Source organism: Mesorhizobium sp. M0862, from assembly GCF_040319795.1.
Lineage (GTDB): Bacteria > Pseudomonadota > Alphaproteobacteria > Rhizobiales > Rhizobiaceae > Mesorhizobium.
In genome coordinates this window covers 133,396-156,057 of sequence record NZ_JAMYOJ010000015.1, presented here as the reverse complement: position 1 = coordinate 156,057, position 22,662 = coordinate 133,396, and the positions used below count along the sequence as shown (strand labels likewise).

Annotated in this window: 22 protein-coding genes; 13 read left to right on the top strand and 9 right to left on the bottom strand. The window is 64.1% G+C overall.

Annotated features, from left to right (window positions below):
* Window positions 1–243 precede the first annotated feature (243 nt).
* The 11 genes from NKI15_RS22240 (at window position 244) to NKI15_RS22190 (ending at window position 10,148) form a co-directional block, all read left to right on the top strand.
* Window positions 244–447, top strand: coding sequence for a hypothetical protein (locus NKI15_RS22240; RefSeq protein ID WP_023752386.1), 204 nt, complete (start codon window positions 244–246; stop codon window positions 445–447).
* A gap of 2 nt (window positions 448–449) precedes the next feature.
* The gene (locus tag NKI15_RS22235; protein WP_023752387.1) at window positions 450–1,562 is read left to right on the top strand and encodes an ABC transporter ATP-binding protein; all 1,113 of its coding nucleotides are present in this window, start codon (window positions 450–452) and stop codon (window positions 1,560–1,562) included.
* The gene (locus NKI15_RS22230; RefSeq protein ID WP_352886948.1) at window positions 1,555–2,568 is read left to right on the top strand and encodes an ABC transporter ATP-binding protein; all 1,014 of its coding nucleotides are present in this window, start codon (window positions 1,555–1,557) and stop codon (window positions 2,566–2,568) included. Before NKI15_RS22235 ends, NKI15_RS22230 begins: the two co-directional genes overlap by 8 nt.
* A 64-nt stretch (window positions 2,569–2,632) precedes the next feature.
* Window positions 2,633–4,276, top strand: a complete 1,644-nt coding sequence (locus NKI15_RS22225; protein ID WP_352673632.1) for a dihydroxyacetone kinase subunit DhaK — start codon at window positions 2,633–2,635, stop codon at window positions 4,274–4,276.
* A 70-nt stretch (window positions 4,277–4,346) separates the two neighbouring features.
* Window positions 4,347–4,949, top strand: coding sequence for a dihydroxyacetone kinase subunit DhaL (gene dhaL, locus NKI15_RS22220; protein WP_352673630.1), 603 nt, complete (start codon window positions 4,347–4,349; stop codon window positions 4,947–4,949).
* A complete protein-coding gene (gene dhaM / locus NKI15_RS22215; protein ID WP_023725850.1) occupies window positions 4,946–5,335 on the top strand; it encodes a dihydroxyacetone kinase phosphoryl donor subunit DhaM in 390 nt (129 codons plus the stop codon). The genes dhaL and dhaM overlap by 4 nt, the downstream gene beginning before the upstream one ends.
* Window positions 5,336–5,356: 21 nt before the next feature.
* Complete coding sequence (locus NKI15_RS22210; RefSeq protein WP_352673628.1) at window positions 5,357–5,659, top strand: HPr family phosphocarrier protein; 303 nt, start codon at window positions 5,357–5,359, stop codon at window positions 5,657–5,659.
* Window positions 5,643–7,229 (top strand): phosphoenolpyruvate--protein phosphotransferase, encoded by a 1,587-nt coding sequence (gene ptsP / locus NKI15_RS22205; protein WP_352824305.1) that lies wholly within the window; start codon window positions 5,643–5,645, stop codon window positions 7,227–7,229. Before NKI15_RS22210 ends, ptsP begins: the two co-directional genes overlap by 17 nt.
* 10 nt (window positions 7,230–7,239) lie before the next feature.
* On the top strand, window positions 7,240–7,665 hold the full coding sequence (locus tag NKI15_RS22200; protein WP_023668784.1) for a hypothetical protein: 426 nt from the start codon (window positions 7,240–7,242) through the stop codon (window positions 7,663–7,665).
* A 22-nt stretch (window positions 7,666–7,687) separates the two neighbouring features.
* Complete coding sequence (dhaK, locus tag NKI15_RS22195; protein ID WP_352768457.1) at window positions 7,688–8,674, top strand: dihydroxyacetone kinase subunit DhaK; 987 nt, start codon at window positions 7,688–7,690, stop codon at window positions 8,672–8,674.
* A gap of 448 nt (window positions 8,675–9,122) precedes the next feature.
* Window positions 9,123–10,148, top strand: a complete 1,026-nt coding sequence (locus tag NKI15_RS22190) for a nucleotidyltransferase family protein (RefSeq protein WP_023668787.1) — start codon at window positions 9,123–9,125, stop codon at window positions 10,146–10,148.
* An 8-nt stretch (window positions 10,149–10,156) separates the two neighbouring features.
* Here NKI15_RS22190 and NKI15_RS22185 read toward each other — a convergent pair whose 3' ends face one another.
* The 4 genes from NKI15_RS22185 to NKI15_RS22170 all read right to left on the bottom strand — a co-directional run bounded on the left by NKI15_RS22185 (window position 10,157) and on the right by NKI15_RS22170 (window position 13,214).
* A complete protein-coding gene (locus tag NKI15_RS22185) occupies window positions 10,157–11,152 on the bottom strand; it encodes a serine kinase (RefSeq protein WP_352514579.1) in 996 nt (331 codons plus the stop codon).
* Window positions 11,149–11,583, bottom strand: coding sequence for a lasso peptide biosynthesis B2 protein (locus tag NKI15_RS22180; protein WP_023668789.1), 435 nt, complete (start codon window positions 11,581–11,583; stop codon window positions 11,149–11,151). The genes NKI15_RS22185 and NKI15_RS22180 overlap by 4 nt, the downstream gene beginning before the upstream one ends.
* Window positions 11,583–11,870, bottom strand: a complete 288-nt coding sequence (locus NKI15_RS22175) for a PqqD family protein (RefSeq protein ID WP_023684213.1) — start codon at window positions 11,868–11,870, stop codon at window positions 11,583–11,585. Before NKI15_RS22175 ends, NKI15_RS22180 begins: the two co-directional genes overlap by 1 nt.
* 546 nt (window positions 11,871–12,416) lie before the next feature.
* Window positions 12,417–13,214: a DUF2259 domain-containing protein gene (locus NKI15_RS22170; RefSeq protein ID WP_245275047.1), complete on the bottom strand. Its 798-nt coding sequence runs from the start codon at window positions 13,212–13,214 to the stop codon at window positions 12,417–12,419.
* Window positions 13,215–13,432: 218 nt separating this feature from the next.
* On the opposite strand from NKI15_RS22170, the gene NKI15_RS22165 reads away from it, so the two are divergent.
* Both NKI15_RS22165 and NKI15_RS22160 read left to right on the top strand, forming a co-directional pair.
* A complete protein-coding gene (locus NKI15_RS22165; protein WP_352514580.1) occupies window positions 13,433–15,340 on the top strand; it encodes a propionyl-CoA synthetase in 1,908 nt (635 codons plus the stop codon).
* Window positions 15,341–15,411: 71 nt separating this feature from the next.
* Window positions 15,412–16,113, top strand: coding sequence for a metallophosphoesterase family protein (locus NKI15_RS22160; RefSeq protein WP_352886940.1), 702 nt, complete (start codon window positions 15,412–15,414; stop codon window positions 16,111–16,113).
* Between the two features lie 89 nt (window positions 16,114–16,202).
* Here the strand turns inward: NKI15_RS22160 and NKI15_RS22155 are convergent, their stop codons facing one another.
* The 5 genes from NKI15_RS22155 to NKI15_RS22135 all read right to left on the bottom strand — a co-directional run bounded on the left by NKI15_RS22155 (window position 16,203) and on the right by NKI15_RS22135 (window position 22,623).
* The gene (locus NKI15_RS22155) at window positions 16,203–18,581 is read right to left on the bottom strand and encodes a polysaccharide biosynthesis tyrosine autokinase (protein ID WP_023738101.1); all 2,379 of its coding nucleotides are present in this window, start codon (window positions 18,579–18,581) and stop codon (window positions 16,203–16,205) included.
* A gap of 190 nt (window positions 18,582–18,771) precedes the next feature.
* Complete coding sequence (locus NKI15_RS22150; RefSeq protein WP_352514581.1) at window positions 18,772–19,668, bottom strand: UTP--glucose-1-phosphate uridylyltransferase; 897 nt, start codon at window positions 19,666–19,668, stop codon at window positions 18,772–18,774.
* 75 nt (window positions 19,669–19,743) lie between these two features.
* Entirely contained in the window at window positions 19,744–20,694 is a 951-nt protein-coding gene (locus NKI15_RS22145) for a glycosyltransferase family 2 protein (RefSeq protein ID WP_352514582.1), read from the bottom strand.
* Window positions 20,684–21,631: a glycosyltransferase family 2 protein gene (locus NKI15_RS22140; protein WP_023736206.1), complete on the bottom strand. Its 948-nt coding sequence runs from the start codon at window positions 21,629–21,631 to the stop codon at window positions 20,684–20,686. Before NKI15_RS22140 ends, NKI15_RS22145 begins: the two co-directional genes overlap by 11 nt.
* The gene (locus NKI15_RS22135) at window positions 21,628–22,623 is read right to left on the bottom strand and encodes a glycosyltransferase family 2 protein (RefSeq protein ID WP_352514583.1); all 996 of its coding nucleotides are present in this window, start codon (window positions 22,621–22,623) and stop codon (window positions 21,628–21,630) included. Before NKI15_RS22135 ends, NKI15_RS22140 begins: the two co-directional genes overlap by 4 nt.
* Window positions 22,624–22,662 lie beyond the last annotated feature (39 nt).

Here is a 22,662-nt window from a genome sequence, read left to right as displayed (position 1 = left end):
GCATCCCGTGCGGCGCGTACCCAAATTGTTGTGGGTTTCACGCCCCCCCCCCCCCCGCCCCCCTCCCCCCCACACCTCTCCCCCGATCGACGGGGTAGAGGAAGGACGCGAACTTCATTCAGGCAGGCTGCCTTCCTCTCCCTCCGGAGGGGGGAGAGGTGGCGCTGCGAAGCAGCGACGGAGTGGGGGAACCACCTGGCAACCGTCTCGCCCCGTTGCCGGGCAGAAGGAAGGCAGCTACGCATGACGCGCCCAGCCATCTCCAAAAAGTCATCCTGGCCTCGCTGGGCCCGGCGCCGCCTCATGGAAAACATTGCGACGGCGCTCATCGCCGTCGGCTTCCTGATGCTGTTCCAGCCTTTCGCGCTCGCGCTCTACACCTACTCCTTCATCACCATGCTCGCCGGCACAGTGATGTTCATCATCGTCTCGAAATTCCCGAAATAATCATGGCCGAAATCCGCGTCCAACATTTGAGGAAGGCCTTCGGCGATTTCGTCGCCGTGCAGGATTCCAGCTTCATCGTCGAGGATGGCGAGTTCTTCGTCATGCTTGGTCCCTCGGGCTGCGGCAAGACGACGACGCTGCGCATGGTCGCCGGCCTCGAATTGCCGACCGGCGGCCAGATCCTGCTCGGCGGCGAGGACGTCACCATGCGCCGGGCGCGCGAACGCGACATCGCCTTCGTCTTCCAGCTGTTCGCGCTCTATCCGCATATGAACGTGCGCAAGAACATCGGCTTCCCGCTTCTCGCGCAAGGCATGCCCTCGGCCGAGATTCGAAGCCGTGTCGAGGAAACGGCGAAGCTGCTGCGCATCGACCATCTGCTCAACAAATCGGTCTCGGGCCTTGCCGGCGGTGACCGCCAGCGCGTGGCGCTCGGTCGCGCCATCGTGCGACGGCCAAAATGCTTCCTGATGGACGAGCCGCTCGGCACGCTCGACACCGAATTCCGCGATCTGATGGTGCATGAGCTGCGCGAGCTGCACAACCGCATCCACGCCACCACCGTCTATGTCACGCACGACCAGATGGAAGCGATGTCGATGGCCGACAAGATCGCCGTCATGAACCATGGCGTCATCGAACAGTTCGGCAGCCCGCGCGAAATCTACGACCGCCCGGCAACCATGTTCGTCGCCGACTTCATCGGCTCGCCGCCGATGAATTTCCTGGGCTTCGGTGGCGGGCTGGCGAAGGGGGCGAAGGAAATCGTCGTCCAGGGCGCCAAGGTGGCGGTGCCGGAAGTGCGCGAGGAAATTGCGCCCGCCGACATGGCGCTCGGCATCCGTCCCGAGCACATCCGTTTCGACGATGCGTCGAAACTGCGCGGCACCATCTACGGCACCGAATATCTCGGCACGACGCAGATCGTGGCGGTGGAGACGGCGGACGGCATCATCAAGGCGCGGGTGCCGGCCGAAATCCGGCTCGCTGCCGGCGATCATGTCGGGCTAACGTTGAACAGCGCGCGGCTGTCGCTGTTCGACAAGGGCTCGGGTCGGGCGGTGCGCACCGCGATCCACGATACCGCCTCTCAAGGGAGAGCGCAGCATGGCTGACGTGCACATCAAGGGCGTGACCAAAAGCTTCGGCGACCATGTCGCCGTCGATGGCCTCGACCTTAGCATCGCCGATGGCGAATTCGTCGTGCTGCTCGGCCCGACCGGCGCCGGCAAGACGACGACGCTGAGATTGATCGCCGGACTGGAGCGGCCGGATGGCGGCACGATCCATATTGGCGGCCACGATGCGACGACGCTGTCGCCGGCCGAGCGCGACACCGCCTTCGTGTTCCAGCAATATTCGCTCTACCCGCATCTGTCGGTCTACGACAACCTCGCCTTCCCGCTGCGTTCGCCAGCGCGGAAAGTACCGGAGGACCAGATTCGCCGCCGCGTCGAAGAGGTGGCGAAGATGGTGCGCATCCACCACAAGCTGAACAACCGCTCGACCAAGCTTTCGGGGGGCGAAATGCAGCGCGTCGCCATTGGGCGCGCGCTGGTGCACAAGCCGTCGATCTATTTGATGGACGAGCCGCTGTCGTCGCTCGACGCCAAATTGCGCGCCGATCTCAGGCTCGAACTCAAGCGCATCCAAGCCGAGCTCGGCGCCACCATGCTCTATGTCACGCACGACCAGATCGAGGCGATGACCATGGCGGACCGCATCGGCATCCTCAACAATGGCGTGCTGGTGCAGATCGGCACGCCGCGCACCATCTATTCCGAGCCGGCAAACCTTCATGTCGCCGCACGGCTCGGCCAGCCGGCGATCAATCTGCTGCCAGCGGGACTGCTGCCTGATGGTGGGGCGCCGACCGGAACCAAGACCATCGGCGCGCGCACCGAGCATCTGTCGATCGAGAAGACCGCAAACGGCCATGCCGACGGCGTCGTCGACTGGGTCGAACATCTCGGGGACCAGAACCATCTGCATGTTACGGTCGGCCCGAAGAAACTGGTGACGCTCACCGACCCCGATACGGATCTGGCCGAGGGCGACAAAGTGGTGATCCGCTACCGCTCGCCACTTTATTTCGGCGCCGACGGACAAAGACTGATGTGAGGTTTTCGGTGTCTCGCCAAGGGCACGGCACCGGCTTCTGATTGACGAATACAGGACGAATTCGATGAAGCACTTTTTCAACCGCAGGGAAACGATCGTCACCGAGGCGCTGGACGGGCTGTTGCGGACTATCGGTTCCGGCGATCTCGCGCGCCTCGACGGTTACCCCGAGATCAAGGTCGTGCTGCGCGCCGATTGGGACAAGGCGAAAGTTGCCGTCGTCTCCGGTGGCGGCGCCGGACACGAACCGTCCCATGCCGGCTTTGTCGGCAAGGGCATGCTGACGGCGGCGGTTTCGGGCGAGATCTTTGCCTCGCCCAGCGTCGAGGCGGTGCTGGCGGCCATCCGCGCGGTGACCGGCCCCGCCGGCTGCCTGCTGATCGTCAAGAACTACACCGGCGACCGGCTCAATTTCGGCCTGGCGGCCGAGAAGGCGCGCGCCGAGGGGTTTCGCGTCGAGATGGCGATCGTTGCCGACGACATCGCCCTGCCGGGTATCAACCAGCCGCGCGGCGTCGCCGGCACCTTGTTCGTGCACAAGATCGCCGGCCATTTGTCGGAGACCGGTCAGGACTTGGCAGCCGTTGCTACAGCCGCTCGCGCCGCGGCGAAGGACATCGTCTCGCTCGGCATGTCGCTGTCGTCCTGCTCGATCCCCGGCCAGCCACATGAAGAGCGGTTCGGCGAAAATGACGGCGAACTCGGCCTCGGCATCCATGGCGAGCCGGGCGTCGAGCGCATCGCGGTGCAAAGCGCCGACAAGCTGGTGGCGATCATGGCGGAGCGGCTGGCCGCGCGGCTCGACCCGAACGCCAGCCACGCGTTGCTCATCAACAATCTCGGCTCGGTGCCGCCGCTTGAGATGTCGCTGGTCGCCAATGCCGTGCTGGCCTCGCCGCTGGCCAAAACCGTCAAACTTGCGATCGGCCCCGGACCGCTGATGACGGCGCTCAACATGAACGGCTTTTCGCTGTCGCTGATCAAGCTCGATGCGGCGCGCGAGGCAGCCTTGCTGGCGCCTGTCGGTCCACATGCCTGGATGCCGGCCAAAACCGTCGTCGCGCCGGCTATCGTGCCTATGGCGAAAGCGGCTGGAAACAGCGCAGCCCAAAAGGCCAGTCAGGATCCCGGTACCAGGCGTTTGATCGTCACGGTCTGCGAACGGCTGATCGAGCTCGAAGAGACACTGAACGGGCTGGACGCCAAGGCGGGCGATGGCGATACCGGCTCGACGGTTGCGACCGGCGCGCGCAGCGTGCTGGAACGGCTCGATGCGCTGCCGCTGGCCGACCCTGCCGCCACGCTTGCGGCTATAGGCGATAGTCTGGGCGTCGCAATGGGCGGCTCCTCAGGCGTCCTGCTGTCGATCTTCTTCACGGCGGCGGCTCAGGCTTCGAATGGCGGAGCAACCCTGTCCAAGGCGCTGCTTGCCGGGCTTGACCGGATGACCTTCTACGGCGGCGCCGGGGTCGGCGACCGCACCATGGTCGATGCCCTGGAGCCGGCGCTGAAGGCGCTCGACGCCAAGGGGCTGGATGCCGCGGCGACCGCGGCGAGGCACGGCGCCGAAGCGACCGCGGCCATGGAGAAGGCGAAAGCCGGACGCTCCGCCTATGTCGGCACCAAATTGCAGGGCGTGGCCGACCCTGGCTCCCATGCCGTGGCCGAAGTGTTCGCGGCCGCCGCCGCGCTGCATGCAACGGCCTGATGGCATGCTTCGATTGTCGAATGAAAACTCTTTCGATACTGCCGGCAGGACCGAAACCGGGAATCTGGACATGGCAGCGTTCGACCTTGCCAGGCTGATCACCGCCGCCGCGGACACGATCGCCGCTCACTCGGAAGAGTTGACCGCGCTCGACCAGGCGATCGGCGACGGTGACCATGGGCTGAACATGAAGCGCGGCTTCGAGGCTGTGCGCGCCGAGGCCGGGGCGTTCGCTGCAAAGCCGCTGCCCGAGGCGCTGAAGGCGATCGGCACCAAGCTGGTGATGACGGTTGGCGGTGCATCCGGGCCGCTGTTCGGCACATTGTTCCTCGCGCTAGGCAAGGAGATCGCGGCAGCGCCCGATCGCGCCAACCTGTCTGCCGCCTTCGGCAAGGCGATCGAAGCTGTCGCTGCGCGTGGCAAGTCGCAGGTCGGCCTGAAGACGATGCTCGACGTGCTGCAGCCGGTGCATGACGCGCTGCTGGAGGGAAAGACAGGCGCGGAAATCGCCGATATCGCCGACGCGGCGGCCGAGGCGACCATTCCGATGAAGGCTCTGCGCGGCCGCGCTTCGTTCCTCGGCGACCGTTCCATCGGTCACATGGATGCCGGCGGACGCTCGGTTGCGCTGCTGGTGCGAACGATCGGCGAAACGCTGGAAGGTCAGCCATGAGCAATGTCGGCATCGTCATCGTCTCGCATTCGCCGCTGGTCGCCGAAGGCACGGCCGACATGGTGCGGCAGATGGTGGGCGACGAAGTGCCGCTTGCATGGTGCGGCGGAAACGGCCATGGCGGGCTCGGCACCAGCGTCGAGGCGATCATGGGCGCCATCGACAAGGCGTGGTCGGAGGCCGGCGTCGCCATCCTGGTCGATCTCGGCGGCGCCGAGACCAACTCGGAGATGGCGGTGGAAATGATCGGCGAGCCGCGGGCGCTCAGGATTATCGTCTGCAACGCGCCGATCGTCGAAGGCGCGGTGATGGCTGCGACGGAGGCGTCCGGCGGGGCCTCGCTGAAGGAAGTGGTGGCGACGGCGCATGAATTGTCGCCGTCGTGAGCGAACGGGAATTTTGACCTGATGTCCGCATTTGCCGAGGCCACCGTCCTGATCACCCACGAGGTAGGTCTGCACGCGCGCCCTTCGGTGAAGTTCACCAAGCTTGCCAAGAGCTTTGCCGCCGAGGTGGAGATTGCGCTTGCCGCCAACGGCCCATGGTTCGACGCCAAGAGCATCGTCAAGGTGATGGCGGCCAGGGCGCCGAAAGGCACCATGCTGCACATCCGGGCCACAGGCGAGGGCGCAGACGATGCCGTGAGAGCGCTGGTCGAACTGGTGCGGCGCGATTTCGACGAGGGTGCGGGCCATGCCCGAACCGCTTAGGCTGCAAGGCATTTCGGCCTCCGCCGGCTACGCCGAGGGGCCGTTGTTCAACCTCGACAACGGCACCGCGCACTACACGGGCAAGGCGAGCGCCGCGGACGAGAAGGCCGCATTGGAAGCAGCTATCGCCAGCGCGACGGACCGGCTCGCGACCCTGATCGAAACCGCCGATGACGAGGCCGCCGGCATTCTCGAATTCCAGCTCGCCATGCTTGGGGACGAGGCACTGACCGGCCCGGCTTTTGCCGCGATCGCGTCCGGCATGCCGGCTGACATGGCCTGGCGACAGGCGCTGGACGCCGAGATCTCCGGCTACGAAACGTCAGACCAGGACTATTTCCGGGCTCGCGCCGCCGATATCAGCGATATCCGCGACCGCGTGCTGCGCGCGCTTACCGAGGAGCAGGAGAGCGCTCCACCAGCGGGCGCCATTCTCTATGGCGAGGACATCGCGCCGACGCGCTTTCTCGAGACCGACTGGAGCACCGGCGGCGGCATCGCGCTGAGGGCCGGCAGCGCCGCCAGCCACGTCGCCATGCTGGCGCGCTCGCGCGGCGTGCCGATGGTGGTGGGGCTTGGCGCTTCGCCGGCTAATCCCGTCGGTCTGGCTCTGCTCGATGCGGAGCATGGCGGTATCGTGGTTTCGCCGACGGCGACCGAGATCGAAGCGTTCCACCGGTCCTCGTCCTCGTTTGTGGCACATCGAGACAAGGCCGGAGCCTATCTCGCGAAACCGGCGGTAACCCGTGCCGGCACGACGGTGCGCGTGCAGGTCAACATCGCCGATCCGTCCGAGGTCGATGGCATCGACATCTCGACCTGTGATGGCGTCGGGCTGATGCGCACCGAATTCCTGTTCGGCAAGGCGCCGCCGGACGAGGAGACGCAATACCAGGCCTATCGCAAGGTGCTGGAATGGGCAGGCGACAAGCCGATGACCATCCGCACCGTCGATGCCGGCGGCGACAAGCCGGTGCCGGGCTTCACCGTCGAGGAGAGCAACCCGTTCCTCGGCCTGCGCGGCATCAGGCTGTCGCTGGCAAGGCCGGAGGTGTTTCGCGTACAGATCAGGGCGCTGCTGCGCGCGGCGGTGCACGGCAATCTGAAGGTGATGTTTCCGATGATCGCTGTCGCGGAGGAGTACCAACGCGCCGCCGCTCTGTTCGTGGAGGAGCAGGCCGGGCTTGCCGCGCGCGGCGTAGCGTACAAAATGCCGCCGCTCGGCATCATGGTCGAGGTGCCTTCGGTGGCGATCGCGCCGGAGGCGTTCGCCGATGTCGCCTTCTTCTCGATCGGTTCGAACGATCTGACCCAATATGTAATGGCGGCTGCCCGCGATAACGCAGCCGTGGCGCATCTTAATTCTGTCCGCCATCCCGCCGTGTTGCGGCTGATCGGCTCGGTTGCCGCTTTTGGCCTGCGCGCGAAAATCCCAGTCAGCCTGTGCGGCGATGCCGGCGGCGATCCGGCATCGATCCCGGCACTGCTCGAGGCCGGCCTGCGGGATCTCTCGGTGGCTCCCGCCCAACTCGCCATGGCCAAGGCGGCCATCTCGGATGCATCGGTCTAGGATGACTGAGATGGCCGACAAGACACCAGAAGCCGGCTCCGAAGAGGCGATCCGCGCCTACAAGACGATCCTGTCGCAGGTCATCGACCAGCGACCGTCGGGTATGCGACAACGCCTTGCCGACGCGCTTGGCAAGCACCGCAGCTTCGTCACCCAGATTTCCAGCGCGGCCTATTCGACCCCGATCCCGTCAAAACATCTGCCGGCTATTTTTTCGGTCTGCCATTTCAGTCCGGCCGAGCGCGATCAGTTTCTGGCTGCCTATCATCTGGCGCATCCCGGCAAGATGTCGGTTGCGGCAGGCATGCGCAAGACCCGGCATGTCTCGCTGATCGTGCCCGATTTCGGCGACGACAAGCAGAATGCAGCGCTCGACAAGGCGATCAACGAATTCATCCAGAAGATCACCAGCATCACCGGCAGGAGTGGCGGCTGATCGTGTTGTGTCGGGAGGACACATGAAGAAGTTTATGAATTCCGTCGACACGGTGCTGACCGAAAGCCTCAACGGCTTCGTTGCAGCTCATGCCGACATCCTGGTGCTGGGCGAGGAGCACAAATTCATTCGCCGCAAGGTGATGAAGCCGGGGAAGGTGGCGCTGATCTCGGGCGGCGGTTCCGGCCACGAGCCGCTGCATGCCGGCTTTGTCGGTCACGGCATGCTGGACGCCGCCTGCCCCGGCCAGGTCTTCACCTCGCCAACGCCGGACCAGATACTGGCGGCGGCCGCCGCCGTCGATACCGGCGCCGGCTGCCTGTTCATCGTCAAGAACTATGAAGGCGACGTGATGAATTTCGACATGGCCGGCGAAATGGCCGACGGCGTCCTGCAGGTGGTGATCAATGATGACGTCGCCGTCGAGAATTCGTCCTTTACGACCGGCCGGCGCGGCGTCGCCGGCACGCTGGTGGTGGAGAAGATCGTCGGCGCCGCCGCCGAGCAAGGCATGGCGCTGGCGGATCTCAAGGCGCTCGGCGATCGCATCAACAGCGCGACGCGTTCGATGGGCGTGGCGCTGACCAGTTGCACGGTGCCGGCGGCCGGCAGGCCGACCTTCGACATTGGCGATGGCGAGATGGAATTCGGCGTCGGCATTCATGGCGAGCCCGGCCGGCGTCGCGATACGCTGAAAAGCGCAGATGTCATCGCCGAAGAGATTTGCGCCGCGATCCTGGGCGATCTCAGCAACAGGGCGAAAGGTCCGGCACTGTTGTTCATCAACGGCTTTGGCGGCACGCCGCTGATGGAGCTCTATCTGATGTACAACAGCGCCCGAAACATCTTCGAAAAACAGGGCGTGACGGTGACCCGCTCGCTGGTCGGGTCCTATGTGACCTCGCTCGACATGGCCGGCTGCTCGATCACGCTGACCATGCTGGATGACGAGGCAACGTCAATGTGGGACGCGCCGGTGCACACCGTCGCGCTGCGCTGGGGACTGTAACGGAGGGGCCTTGCCCATATCCCGAACAGGCGGCTTATGAACTTGCCTTAGCCTGCGGGACCGGACGGACCGTTACCCGCAGTCACGCCGACAGATTGCCCGCCTGCAGCGCGGCTTGCCTTGCGGCCGACCGCTCCGGCTTCATCCAAACCGAAGCCGTAGAAGTCTTATCGCGGTATCGGCAGCGACGGCCCGGCCACCACGCTGGACAACTTTCCTGCCTTGCGCAGCACGGGCGCTTCATACTTTTTCTTGGCCATTCCAAACACCCTTTTCAGTCCAGTGCAAAAGAATGGACCGAAACCGTGGAAAGTCAATTCATGAGCTGGTTCTGCCACCACACGCTGGCTTCATGCATGCTTTTCTGCAACATACGCTCCTCTGAGTTGGTTGTTTGACGCAATTCCGGACGGGAATTGCTGATGTGGGCGAACGCAATCCGGGTTTGATGCTGCCATCTCTTGCGCCTGCCGATGAAAAACTGCTGCTGACCTTCGCCGACCCGGAGGCGACGGTTGCCATTGGCCGTGACGTTGCTGCCGAAAGCTTGCTGGCACTGCTCGCCAATGCCGAGTTCCACGGCGTGCTGCCGATCATGCTGCGCAAGCTCAGCGAGATCGGCGACGCCCAACTGCCTGCGGACGCAGCCTTGCGGCAAAAGCTGTCGGAACTGCGTGATCGCTCGACGCTGGCGACCGGCCAATCGATGCTGCTGCAATATCATGGCGACCGCATCATGAAGGCATTGGCGGCGAAAAATGTTCCGGCCCGCATCGTCAAGGGTCCGGTCTTCGCACGCAAACTTTACCGCCACGCCGCTGACCGGCCGTTCACCGACATCGACATTCTGGTCGAGCCGGCCAGCATCATTGAAGCCAACACGGTGATTGCCGGATGCGGCTTCGAGCTCTGGAGCGGCGAGGCGCAGTCGCAGGATCTGCAGGAGTTCAAGTGGCTGGAGAAGGAGAATACCAGCCTGCTGATCGAACTGCACGGCAACCTGGTGCATGATTCCGGCATGCGGCGGCGGCTGTCGCTGGGCTTTCGCGAATTGCAGATCATCGACGGCAGCGAGGCCGACACGCCGGCCGCGCTGCTGACCATCGCCATTGTCCACGCCGCCGGCGGGCACAAGTTCCACCGGCTGCAGCTTTGCGTCGATGTGCTGCAGGGCGTGCGCGCGCTGCGGTCGCCCGCGGATGAAGACCGGCTTTTCGAGGCGGCGCGCATCAGCGGCATCGAGCTCGAACTGGCGACGGTTCTCAATGTGACGGGGCGGCTGTTTGATGCACCGCGCGCGATCGAACTGGCCGACCGCATCAAGCCCGACCTCTCGATATTTTTGGCCAAATGGCTGATCACCGGCGATACGCTGCTCGGCGTCAATTCCAGGGACAAGATGCATTCGCGCCTGCGCCGCGACGCCTTCCGCTGGATCCAGCGCCTCGCCAGGCCAAAGCCGCATTCTGCCTGAAGTGTGCTTTAGTCCCGCGCCGCCAGCGCCGAGCGGATCAGCGGGGCCGCCTCGGCCGGGTTCGCGCCGACTTCCAGGGTAAATGTCGGGACGGCTTTGACCAGCGTTGCGATGGTTGCCATGCGGCGCTTCTGCGCCGGCAAAAGGCCGGTCATGCCGGTCCTGACATTGTCGGTGGCAAGCGCCACCATGGCGTCTGTCCTGGTCATGGGCACGAGCCGGGTTTGCGCGTCCGCCGAGCGGGCGAGATGAAACAGTGCCGCAACCGGTCTGCCGACAGTCTCCTCGATGCGGATGATCTCGGCGAGACGTTCCAGCGAGACGGCCTGCTCGCCATTGGCGTCCCATTTGTCGCCAAGGCAAGGCGCCACGAAGGGCAGCATTGCCGCGGTGTGGCGGTGGACCTTCACCTTGCGCGGCAAGCCCCAGGCCGTGATGCCGCCACCGGCCAAAACCTTGAGGATCATGACGTCATCCGAGCACAGGCCGAAACCTTGCGACGCCAGCGCCAGCGACGTCGTCGACTTGCCGGTGCCGCTCGGCGCATGGATCAGCACGAGCGCCTCGCGGCCGGGCAATGTCAGGCCGGCGGTGTGCAGCATGTGCTGGTCGCCGGCATCAAGTGCTGCATCCAGCACCATCATCAGCACCGTCCATTTGACCTTGGCATCGGGATGGACTCGTATCTCGGCCCAGCCTCCATCGGCATTGATCGAGACGGTCTGCAGGCCGGGAAAGACCAGATGAACGGTGCCGCCACCGTCGATCAGCCGGCAATGGCCGTCCTCCGGCACCTCGCCGTCGAAAGCGAGTTTTCCGGCAGGCGATTCCGGTAACTCCCGCGTCTCGACGATGTCGACGCGGAAATCGGGCTCGACCGGCCCGCTCACGCGCAACGTGCCGAGCAAGAGGTCGAAGCTCGGCCAGAGATCGGCCCGCGAGGCCGATATGCTGATGACCTGGCCCTGGAGATCATAGCAGAAGGTGGTCGCCGGACCGGTCAAGCAGCGTGCGCCTTTCCGGCATCGGCGTGATGGCGATAGATCTGCACCATGCCGGGGAGGCTGTCCGAGACCACCGGGCGGCCATCGAGACAGACCCAGCAATGGGCAGACATACGCGGCGCCTGCATCGACTTCGGATCGACGCCGAAGCGCAGATCCGGATCGAAGCCGGCAAAGCGCAGGAAGCGGTGGGCGAGCAGGCCCTCGCGCAGGCATCTGCGGTCGCGCATCAGCCAGGGGTGCCGGACGGTCCGGTTGACGGCAGCGACGATGTAGGCTGACGACAGGCCGCGATAAGGGGTGGGTGCGCTGAGCGGCGCCCATTTCAGCACCGATTCGAAGCTGCGGCGGCCGATCAGGGTCGGCATCAGCCGCGCGCTTGCCCATAAATGGACACGAAACAAAGCGCGCAGGAGAACGCCGTCCACCATCAGGGAGCCGGGTCGGCGAGAATGCCTTCGCTCACCAGTTCGGCGGCCAGCGCCGCCATGTCCTGGTCGAGCGTGCCCTTGTCGACCTCGAACTCGTCAGACAACAGGACGACGATCTGGTCAAGGCTGCGGGCGCCGTCCACCTTGTCGAGAAAGGCTTCGGTGGTGCCGTTGCAGGTGTAAAGCTGGCCGCTGCGCGCCAAGAGCACGACGGCGCCATCGCCGACATGCTGGACCGAGGCGTCGTCCGCCAGCCGCAGAACCATTTCAGAACCGATTTGGGCCATGGAGCCCCTCCACCATTTTCCTGGAGAGCAGATAGCGCGGCGATGCGGGTCTGTCCATTGCGCGGGCGAGAGGGAGAACAGGCCGGCCTGACCGTTCTGTGGCAATCCGGCAACGCCACCATCCTCACGACACAGGCGACCGAAGCCTAATGGAGACATCCAACTTCAGATTGTGGTAACTTCCACATCATTCAGAGCCTGAGAACAGGGAAGCACCCCAGAAATCGTCGGTGATTGCAGCTGGTAATCACCGCCGCAAACCGTCAAGCCGGCTATCTCGCAGGGTCAAGGTCTTGCTTTTCTTACCTAAAGTAAGCTATGCAGTCGCGGGGTTTTGGGAGAGCATTGGGTATGCGTTACAATTGGGAGCGGGCGCCGACCGCGTTCGAACGTCATCGAAAAGCGTTGGCAGCCGCCATATTGATTGCGGGTGGCGTCGGGCTGATGCTGGCGGCCTTGCCGCTTTAAGAGCTGATATCCGACACGAACGCCCTGCTTTCTCCGGGCGCATGAGCTTTTTCTGCCTGCCACAAGGGGGGCCGCGGCTTAGCGTGCCTGGCCGGTTACGGCGATGAAGCGGCGGTCCCGTCCTTCGAAGCCCTGGCTGAAGCGCTGCACCAGCACGGCCAGTACCGCCGGCTTGTCGGGCGGGGCGTATTCGTAGGATTCCGACAGGCTGTAGGAGGTCGGGCAGTTGCGCGAGCCCGGCACGGCCTTGTCCTCGTGCAGCACCTTGAACGGCTTGCCGTCCTGCCCCTGCAGCGACAGGCGGAAGCCGCGCGCCTTGCCCGTCTTGTCCCCTTGAAGTGTCTTGTCGCCTTGAAGTGTCTTGTGCCCCTGAAGAGGCTGGTCGCCTTCCTTGGCGTCATCAAAGCTTGCCGAGCAATCCTCCTTGCTGTCGGCCAAAATCTCATCGAGCTGGATGGTCGAAATCTGTGTTTCGCCATAGAACGGCGACAGCCATTTCTGCGCGGCCTGCTCGAGGCGGGGGATGTCGTTGTACTCGACCGTGTCGTCCGGGAAGGTGAACCTGTCGGAGGCCGTGCGCGTGCCGCGCTCGGCGATGCCGTATTTGGCCAGGATTGGCGCGGCCTGCTTTGCGGCCTGCGCCCGTGCCTGCTCCACCGTCGTGGTCGCCTCTTCCGATTCATCGAGGACAAGGATCGGCTTGCCGCCGACGAACTCGTCTGTGCTTGTGTCGATGATGTCGATCTGCGACCAGCCGGAAACGGCAGCGTCGACCTCGCCATATTGCTCGAAGGCGAAATATTTGCCGTCGGGGGAAAAGCCGATGATGCGCCGCGCGGCGGCATCGCCGGCCTGGGCGGCGGAAACGATCGTCAACAGCAGCGCTGCTCCAACGGCAGATCCAACCCCGTATCGTACCGTCATTGCGCGCCCTGCCCCGATTTCAAACCCGGCCATGGTGCCTGCAATTTATGGCCAAGGCGAGATCGGCCAAGCCCCAAATTTCGGGAAAGACATGGCATTTGGGGAAAGACGTGGCCGGGAAAACCCGCATAGGCTATTGCAACATAGAGAGTTTTCCCGAGGAGGGATGAATGGCGTCACGCTACCACGAGGTTTATGACGGCTGGAAACGCGACCCGGAACAATTCTGGGCCGCTGCCGCCGAGGCGATCGACTGGTATTCGCCGTGGACCAGCGTCTTCGATGCCAAGGCGGGCGTTTACGGGCGCTGGTTCAACGGCGCCACCTGCAACACCTGCTTCAACGCTCTCGATCGCCATGTCGCAGGCGGCCGCGCCGACCAGATCGCACTTATCTACGACAGCGCGATCACCGGCACGGTCAAGAAATTCACCTATGCCGAATTGAAGCGCGAAGTGGTAGCGCTGACTTCGGTGCTCAAGAACCGCGGCATTCGCAAAGGCGACCGCGTCATCATCTACATGCCGATGGTGGCCGAAGCGACGATCGCGATGCTTGCCTGTGCCCGCATCGGCGCGGTGCATTCGGTGGTGTTCGGCGGCTTTGCCTCGCACGAGCTCGCCACCCGCATCGACGACGCTAAGCCGAAGCTGGTCATCTCCGCGTCCTGCGGCCTGGAGCCTGGACGTGTCGTGGCCTACAAGCCGCTGCTCGACAAGGCGATCGAAATGTCCCGCCACAAGCCGGACGCCTGCCTGATCCTGCAGCGCGACCAGCTGCGCTGCGATCTGAGGGAGCATTACGATATCGATTTTGCCGACGCCGTTGCCCGCGAGCGGGCGGCGGGCGCCAACGTCGATTGCGTTCCGGTACTGGCTACAGACCCGCTCTACATCATCTATACCTCCGGCACGACCGGCCAGCCGAAGGGCATCGTGCGCGACAATGGCGGCCACATGGTCGCGCTCAAATGGACGATGGAAAACGAGTTCGGCGTCAGACCGGGCGAAGTATTCTGGGCGGCCTCCGATGTCGGCTGGGTGGTCGGCCATTCCTACATCGTTTACGGACCGCTGCTGCATGGTGCGACAAGCGTGCTGTTCGAGGGCAAGCCGATCGGCACACCCGACGCCGGCACCTATTGGCGGGTGATCGCCGAACACGGCGTTGTCGCGCTGTTCACCGCGCCGACAGCCTTTCGCGCCATCAAGGGGCAGGACCCCAAGGGCGAATTCGTGCCGAAATACGATCTGTCGAAATTCCGCACTCTGTTCCTGGCCGGCGAACGCGCAGACCCGGAAACCATCAAATGGGCGGAGCAGAAACTCAACGTGCCGGTGGTCGATCATTGGTGGCAGACCGAGACCGGCTCGCCGATGACCATCAACCCGGCGGGCCTCGGCCTGCTGCCGGTGAAATACGGCTCGCCCGGCGTGCCGATGCCGGGCTACGACATTCGCGTGCTCGACGATGCCGGCCATGAAGTGCCGCGCGGCACACTTGGCAATGTGGTGGTGAAACTGCCGCTGCCGGCCGGCTGCCTGCCGACGCTGTGGAATGCCGACGAGCGTTTCCGGCAAGCCTATCTCGAGGAATTTCCCGGCTTCTACAAGACGGCCGATGCCGGCATGATCGACGAGGACGGCTACCTCTATGTCATGGCGCGCACAGACGACATCATCAATGTCGCCGGACACCGGCTGTCGACCGGAGCCATGGAGGAGGTGCTTTCAGCGCATCCCGATGTTGCCGAATGCGCCGTCATCGGCGTCGCTGACGCTATGAAGGGCCAGGTCCCGCTCGGCTTCGTCGTGCTCAATGCCGGTGTGTCGCGCGATACCGCTGCCATCGAACGCGAAGTGGTGGGGCTGGTGCGCGAACGGATCGGCCCGGTCGCCGCCTTCAAGACGGTGGTGACGATCAAGCGCCTGCCGAAGACGCGCTCCGGCAAGATCCTGCGCGGCACCATGCAGAAGATTGCCGACAAGGAAGAATGGACGATGCCGGCGACAATCGACGATCCCGCCATTCTTGACGAGATCACCGCGGCGCTCAAAGCCCGCGGCATCGGGGTCTGACGGCCCCAGTGGCGTTGTTTCAGCGGTCCAGACCTCCCCGGCCGGCGCCGCGCGAGCGCCTGGAAATGGATATGGACGACACCGTCGTCTACGCGATCGGCGACGTGCATGGCTGCTACAAGGAATTGCTGTCGCTGGAGCAGAAGATCCAACTCGACGCGCTGCAATTTCGCGGCCGCAAGATTATCGTCATGCTCGGCGACTATATCGATCGCGGGCCGCAATCGTCGCGCGTGCTCGACCACCTCTTGGCGCTGCCGCCAACAGAGTTCCTGCGCGTCTGCCTGGCGGGAAACCACGAAGTGGCAATGCTGAACTATCTCGACGGCTATCTGTCGCGGGACCGCTGGCTGGCGGTCGGCGGCCTCGAGACGCTGTTTTCCTATGGGGTCGATCCGGCGCGGCTTGCCAGCCTCTATGCCTCGAGCGACGAGGTCGACCGGCGCGTGAAGGAAGTCATTCCGGCCAGCCATATCGACTTTCTGCGCAGCCTGCCGGTGCTGCTCTGTTCGGATAAATTCGTTTTCGTCCATGCCGGCATCAGGCCGGGTATCGACCTGGTCGCACAGGATGAGCAGGACCTGCTCAACATCCGCGACGAGTTCTTCAACGCCGCCTATCTGCTCGACCGCTTTGTGGTGCATGGGCACACGCCGGTCGATACCCCCAGGCTTGACGGGCGAAGGCTCGGCATCGACACCGGCGCCTTTCAAAGCGGCCGGCTGACAGCGCTCAGGATCGCCGGTAAATTCGGCAAGCTGATCTTTTCCTGACCTGCCGTGCTTCTTCGTTTGAGCGTGATCCTTTCCGAAAACCGGATCCGCTTTTCCGGATCACGCTCCTTTTCAGGATCGCGCTCCGTTCAGGCCGCGGTCTTGGCCCGCACGTCCGATTTCTCCAGATAGTAGGTCGAATAGCGGTCGAAGAACTTTTCCGAGCCGCCGAGCGAGCCGTATTTCGGCAGCTTCTTCAGATCGACCTTGTTGAGCACGGCGCCGACGACCTTGCTTGCGACGTAGGGTTCCTGCTCCAGCAGGGAGCGCACCATGGCGCGCGGCGTGCGGCCCCATTCGGCAACCAGCACGAAGCCGTCGACCAGCGGCGCAAACGCCTTGGCGTCGACCACGGGGCCAAGCGGCGGCAGGTCGACGATGATGTACTCGAACGTCTCCTTGGCGTTGTCGATGAAGCGCCGCATGCCGGCCGACGACAGCAGCTCGCTGGTATGCGAGAACTGCCCACGCAGCACGGCCGGGATGATCGCCAGCTTGGTCTGGCGGTCGACCTTGCCGACCGACTGCCAGGTCTGGCCGTTGACCACGGCCTCCATCAGCCCCTGCTCGGCCTCCATGCCGAGGTTGCGGCTGAGGCCAGGATTGCGCAGATCGGCGTCGATCAAAAGCGTCTTCGAGCCGTTGGCGGCCAGCAATCCGGCGAGATTGGCGGCGACCGTAGACTTGCCCTCGCCGGGCAGGACCGAGACCACGCCTATGACCCGGCTGCCTTGCCCTTCCATGACGACGTCGAAGGCGATCTTGGCGTTGCGCAGCGTTTCGGAGAACATCGATGCCGGCGCATCGACGCTGACCCGCAAGCGCGCCCGTTTCTCGGCCGCCGACAATGTGTTGGCGCCTTTGGCATCCGCCGCACCGTCGTCGGCGTCCTTGCCGAGCCTGCCGCCGATCATCGGCAAATAGCCGAGGAATTTGAGGCCGACGCGATCGCGAATGTCCTCGCCGGTCCTGAAGAAGCGCTCGTTGAACTCATTCAGGCCACCAAAGCCGGCGCCAAGCAGCACGCCAAGCACCAGCGACAGCGCCAGCACCCTGGAGGTGCGCGGGCTTGAGGCGGAAAGCGGCGTTGAGGCATCCGAGATGATGCGGACCTTGCCGACCGGGAAGGATTGCTGCTGCGAGGCCTCCTCGTAGCGGCTAAGGAAGGTCTGGTAGAGCGTGGTCAGCGCCTGCGCCTGCTGGTCGAGTTCGCGCAGTTTGACCTGGCTCTGGTTGTCGATGGAGCTCTTGCCGGCCGCGTCGGCGATCTTCTGCCTCAGTGAGGTCTCGCGTGAAAGCGCGACTTCATATTCATTGCGATAGCTTTCGGTCAGCTGCTTCAACTCGCCGAAAATCTGGGTCGACAGGTCGGCCTTCTCCTTGGCCAGCGCCACCGCCTGCGGATGGTCGGCGCCGAAATTGGCCGTCACGTCCTGCAGCCGCTTGGCGACTGTGAGATAGCGGGTCTTGAGCGTTGCAATGACCGAGCTTGCCGGCTGATCGCTTGAGATGGCGGAATCGTTGAAGGCATTGTCCGAGCCGCTTTCGACGATGGTCTTGTATTGCTGATAGCGGGCGCTGGCGCGCGCCGTATCGGCCTGCGCGACGATCAGTTGCGCGGTGAGATCGGCAATCTGCTTGTCGCTGATCAGCTGGCCGTCGCTGTTGGCGGCCAGACCATGCTCGGCCCTGAATTTCTCGACCGCCATAGCGGCCGCCTGTGAGTTCTGACGAAGCTCGGTCAGCCGGCCCTGCAGCCAGACCGCAGCGCGTTCGGTGGCGTCGAAACTGGCGTTGAGCTGGTCGGCGAGATAGGCGTCGGCATAGGCCTTGGTGATGGCGGTGGCGAGCGCCGGATTGGTCGACTGGTAACCGATGGCGAGCACATAGGAGCGGCCGTTGCGCTGCGCCAGCACCTCGCTCTGCAGCTTCAGCACGGCATAGTCGTGGCGCGCCGTCTGCATCATGGCCTGGCGTGTCGCCTCATCGACGTTTTCCATGCCGGGAATCTGCTCGGCGGAACTTGAGCGGAAATAGCCGATCACGCCGCGCACGAAGCCGATGCCCTTGACCAGCGCCGATTGCGGCGGGTTCATGAACTCTGCGTTCTGGTCGAGTTTCAGCTTGTCGACCACCACCGAGGCCAGCCGCGCCGAGGTGATGATTTCGATCTGGCTGAGCAGGGCGGCGTCGGTCTGCATGGTGACGGATGCAGCCGAGATGTCGTCGATGACCTTGTTGAGGCCTTCGTCGATCAGCACGCTGGCGACCGACATGTATTGCTTGGGCGTGGTCTGCAGATAGAGCAACCCCAGGAACAGGCCGATGATGGCGCAGACCGCCACCACCTTGACCTGACGCGCCGCCATGCCAAGCAGGCGCTCGACGTCGATGAAGTCTTCACCCTTTTCCTGATCGGGGTTGGGCAATGGCATCCTCTTGTCGAGAGGAAAGCTGGCATAATTCATCTTCGATCCAATTCTAGGTTACAGGCGCCGGAGCGAGACGGGTCAGGTCCCACCTCGTCCGAAGCTGCGGAGATCGGGGGCAAGATATGCAACGCAAGCTTCATGCCATCCGGCGCCGGGCCTGAGCGGCCAGGCGTGCAGGCAGGAGCCGCGCCATCGTCCAAACGCATATGCCCTCGAAAGATGGGCATTATGCGGCCACTTCCTGACGCTCATGCGACCGCACGAACGCCTGCAGCATTTCCAGCACAGGTCCCTTCATGTCGTCGCGCGCCAGCGCGAAGGCGATGGTCGCCTCTATGAAGCCTTCCTTGGAGCCGCAGTCGAACATGCGGCCATTGAAAGGCTGGGCAAAGAAAGACTGGCTTTTCGCCAGCCGCACCATGGCATCGGTAAGCTGGATTTCGTTGCCGGCGCCGCGCTGCTGGTTGCCCAGCAGCGAGAAGATCTCGGGCTGCAGGATGTAGCGGCCGTTGATGTAATAGTTCGACGGCGCATTGGCCGGCGCCGGCTTTTCGACCATGGCCGTCACCTCGAAGCCGCTGCCTGTCTCGGCGCCGCGCCCGACGATGCCGTATTTGCTGGTCTCGCTGGGATCACAGCGCTCGACGGCGATCACATTGCCGCCGGTCTGCTGATAGAGATCGACTGTTTCAGCCAGGCAACCTCGGCGACCGAACGACACCATATCGGGGAGCAGCAGGGCGAAGGGCTCGTCGCCGATGACTTCGCGTGCGCACCACACCGCATGGCCGAGACCATGTGGCGACTGCTGGCGGATGAAGCTGGTGGCGCCGGCCACGGGCAGCATGCTTTCGAGCGCCTCCAGCTGGGTCTTCTTGCCGGTTTGTTCGAGCGTTCCAATCAGTTCGGGGTGCAGGTCGAAGTAGTCCTCGATGACAGCCTTGTTGCGGCCGGTGACGAACACGATGTGCTCGATGCCGGCTTCGAAGGCCTCGTCCACCGCACATTGGACGACCGGCCGGTCGACCACGGGCAGCATCTCCTTCGGAATCGACTTGGTTGCCGGCAGGAACCGTGTTCCAAGCCCCGCCACAGGGATGACTGCCTTCCTGATTTTCTTCATCGCAAATTCCTTCTGAGCAGATCGATTTCAGCCTGTTGCAGGCCACGAACAAACGTCTTCATGTACTCGCCCTCCTTACCTCCCCGCGCCGACGGCAAACTGCGCCGCCACCCTTTTGAGGCGGACGGCGATCGGCATCGACATGTGCCTGACAGCCGCCGGATCACTTAGCGCGGTGCGTATCGCTTTCAACGGCGAACGCGCCTTGATGTGCTGGACCAGCGACAGGAACGATGCCGCCTTGCGCAGGCTGCGGGCGCGTTTGGCGAAGGCGGCCGCAGCAGCAGCGTCCATGGAATTGGTCTCGGCGAAGACCGCGTCGGCCTTGCGCATCGCCTCGATATGGTGAAGCTCGAGCACGCGCGAGATCGAGCCCGTGCGGATGTGGTAGATATAGCCGGTCGTCGGCTCGACCACGCAATTTCCGCCCTTGGCCAGCGCGTTGGCGAGCAGGATGTAATCCTCGCCGATGCTCAGACTTTCATCATAGCGAAGCCCGTTTTCGATCAGGAAACGGCGCTGGAAGATCGGCTTGAGATAGCCAAAGTTGAACGTGGACTCGAAAACGATGTTGCCAGCGATGTAGTCGGCGAGCGTGATTTCACGCAGGCCCTCCAGATATTCGGCGGGAAACATCGTCGCTTCGGCAATGCCGTCCTCGCGCACCACCTGGAGGTTGTCGACGGCGATCACAGCGCCCGCGCTTTCGGCCCGCGCGATCATGGCGGAAAGCCGCCCGGGCAGGACGGCATCGTCGGAATCGAGCACCGCAACCCAGCGGCCGGAAGCCAGTTCGAGCCCGGCATTCCTGGCGCCGCCAGGGCCACGATTTGCCGGCAGCGCAACCACTTTGACGACATCTTCGGGATAGGCTCTTGCAACGTCGAGCGTGTTGTCGCGCGACTGGTCGTCGACGACGATGATTTCGACGCTGACACCGCGCTGGGCCATGGCGCTTGCGATCGCCCGGTCGAGCGTGGCCGCGGCATTGTAGGCGGCGATGACAAAGGAGACGTCAGGCTGCACGCTTGCCCCCTTGCTGCGCGGAGGTGAGGCCGTATTGGCGAATTTCGCTGATACCGACCAGCCCGCTGACGACGCCGACATGCATGATGCCGCGCAGCACGCTGCGGTTGCGGCGGACCGGGCTGATCGCGGTCAACGCCGCCATGCCGAAGCAATAGGCGGCCTTGGCCGAGGCAAGGCAGACAGCCTTCGCACGCTCTATCACGCCTGCGTCATGGCCGATGAGGTGGCCGTGCGTCTGGCCGAAGCGGAAGCGGCGGCGGCGCAGCCAGTCGAAAGCGGCTCGCGAACGCGGCACGACTTCCTCGACCCACGCCTCCGGCGCAAAGGCGATGCGACCGCCGGCCTTGACCATGCGGTCGAAGAATTCGGTGTCCTCGCCGCCGCTCTGGCCGCGCGCCAGGCTGAAACGACGGTCGCGCAAGCTGTCGGCGCTCATCCTCAAAAGGACGTTGCAGGTGTAGCCGGTGCGGATTTCGCCCTGCACCCAGACAGGCAAGGTCGAATGAAAATCGCCCTTGCGCATCCAGTCCGGCGCATCCGGGCGGTAGAGCGCCCGCACCGGACCGAGCACGGCCTCGGCGCCGCTTGTCTCCGCGATAGCAATCAGTTCGGCCAGCCATTGCCGGGAAGCGGTTTCATCGTCGTCGATGAAGGCGACAAAATCGGCCGTGCTGGCATCAAGACAGGCGTTGCGGGCAACCGAGATGTTGCGCGCCGGGGCGTGCCGGTAGCGGACCACGAGCTTCAATTCGCTCGCCAGCGCGGTCACCAGCGGCTCGGCGGTCGGCTCGTCGTCATTGTCGGCGACGATGACGCCGATGCCGAAACCGGCAGGCATATCCATGGCAGCGAGCGACCGCAGCGTGTCGGCCAGTTCCGGCCGCCGGAACGTGCAGACGCAGATGTCGATTCGGCGGCTGTCGGCGACCATCATGCCGCCCCGCGCTGCGATCGCGAGCCGAGCAGTTGCAGCCAAAACCCGAGCGACCAGCCGAAATGCATGACCATCGCCGAAATGCCCGCCAGCACATTGTTGGGATTGCGCTGGCTGATGGCGGTCACAGCGCCGTAGCCGAGACAGACCGAAGCCCAGACCAGCAGCGGCACCGCCGCCAGCCAGTGGATAAAGGAAAATGCGGCGAGAAGGACGACCGGCGCCACCAGCAGCGGGATCATCTGCCGAACTTTCGGGATCATGCGGTGCTTGAGCACATTCTTGGCGCGGCCGCGGCCATAGCCGATATATTGGAAATACAGGCCTTTCAGCGAAGAGCGCGGATAGTAGACCATCTGGGTCTTGCCGCTCATCCAGATGCGGTAGCCAGCCTGGCGCAGCCGGTAGTCGAGTTCGGCATCCTCATTGTGGCTGAAGGTCTCGTCATAGCCGCCCACCGCGGTGAAGGCCGAAATCCGGATCAGCGCGTGATGGCCGTGGTCGACCCATTCGCCGGCCGAGAGGTGCCGGTGCTTGGAGCCGCCGGTGCCGAGCTTGGAATTCTGCGCCGCCGCGACCGCTTTCTGCACCGCGCCGCTGCCGCTGGTCAGCATCGAGACGACGACCGAATCGGCTGAAGTGGCGAGCGCCTCCTCGACCAGCCGGTCGCAATAATCGGCGGGATAGCCGCCGTGGGCATCGATGCGGATCAGGTATTCGGCGCCGTCACCGAGGCTGGCGACGGCGAGATTGATCGCCGCGCTCTGGATACGTTTTGGGTTGTGCAGGAGGACGACCTGAGGGTCCCTGGCCGCAACCGCTTCGACAATGGCCAAAGTACCATCGGTGCTGCCGCCATCGGCAACGACGATGCGGGCGCCGAGCCTTAGCGCTGCCGGCCTGAGCTGCTCGAGCAACGCGCCGATATGGGCTGCCTCATTCAGGCACGGAATGACGATCAGGCTTGGCGGCAGCGCTTCGGTTTGCGTCATCGGCGCCTTTCCATGAACTGCACTTTTCCCATCATCAGC

Bases quoted from the DNA above. Each gene is read 5' to 3' on its own strand.
- NKI15_RS22240 (WP_023752386.1), top strand. From the start codon at position 244: ATGACGCGCCCAGCCATCTCCAAAAAGTCATCCTGGCCTCGCTGGGCC.
- NKI15_RS22235 (WP_023752387.1), top strand. From the start codon at position 450: ATGGCCGAAATCCGCGTCCAACATTTGAGGAAGGCCTTCGGCGATTTC.
- NKI15_RS22230 (WP_352886948.1), top strand. From the start codon at position 1,555: ATGGCTGACGTGCACATCAAGGGCGTGACCAAAAGCTTCGGCGACCAT.
- NKI15_RS22225 (WP_352673632.1), top strand. From the start codon at position 2,633: ATGAAGCACTTTTTCAACCGCAGGGAAACGATCGTCACCGAGGCGCTG.
- dhaL (WP_352673630.1), top strand. From the start codon at position 4,347: ATGGCAGCGTTCGACCTTGCCAGGCTGATCACCGCCGCCGCGGACACG.
- dhaM (WP_023725850.1), top strand. From the start codon at position 4,946: ATGAGCAATGTCGGCATCGTCATCGTCTCGCATTCGCCGCTGGTCGCC.
- NKI15_RS22210 (WP_352673628.1), top strand. From the start codon at position 5,357: ATGTCCGCATTTGCCGAGGCCACCGTCCTGATCACCCACGAGGTAGGT.
- ptsP (WP_352824305.1), top strand. From the start codon at position 5,643: ATGCCCGAACCGCTTAGGCTGCAAGGCATTTCGGCCTCCGCCGGCTAC.
- NKI15_RS22200 (WP_023668784.1), top strand. From the start codon at position 7,240: ATGGCCGACAAGACACCAGAAGCCGGCTCCGAAGAGGCGATCCGCGCC.
- dhaK (WP_352768457.1), top strand. From the start codon at position 7,688: ATGAAGAAGTTTATGAATTCCGTCGACACGGTGCTGACCGAAAGCCTC.
- NKI15_RS22190 (WP_023668787.1), top strand. From the start codon at position 9,123: ATGCTGCCATCTCTTGCGCCTGCCGATGAAAAACTGCTGCTGACCTTC.
- NKI15_RS22180 (WP_023668789.1), bottom strand. From the start codon at position 11,583: ATGGTGGACGGCGTTCTCCTGCGCGCTTTGTTTCGTGTCCATTTATGG.
- NKI15_RS22175 (WP_023684213.1), bottom strand. From the start codon at position 11,870: ATGGCCCAAATCGGTTCTGAAATGGTTCTGCGGCTGGCGGACGACGCC.
- NKI15_RS22165 (WP_352514580.1), top strand. From the start codon at position 13,433: ATGGCGTCACGCTACCACGAGGTTTATGACGGCTGGAAACGCGACCCG.
- NKI15_RS22160 (WP_352886940.1), top strand. From the start codon at position 15,412: ATGGACGACACCGTCGTCTACGCGATCGGCGACGTGCATGGCTGCTAC.
- NKI15_RS22155 (WP_023738101.1), bottom strand. From the start codon at position 18,581: ATGAATTATGCCAGCTTTCCTCTCGACAAGAGGATGCCATTGCCCAAC.
- NKI15_RS22150 (WP_352514581.1), bottom strand. From the start codon at position 19,668: ATGAAGAAAATCAGGAAGGCAGTCATCCCTGTGGCGGGGCTTGGAACA.
- NKI15_RS22140 (WP_023736206.1), bottom strand. From the start codon at position 21,631: ATGATGGTCGCCGACAGCCGCCGAATCGACATCTGCGTCTGCACGTTC.
- NKI15_RS22135 (WP_352514583.1), bottom strand. From the start codon at position 22,623: ATGACGCAAACCGAAGCGCTGCCGCCAAGCCTGATCGTCATTCCGTGC.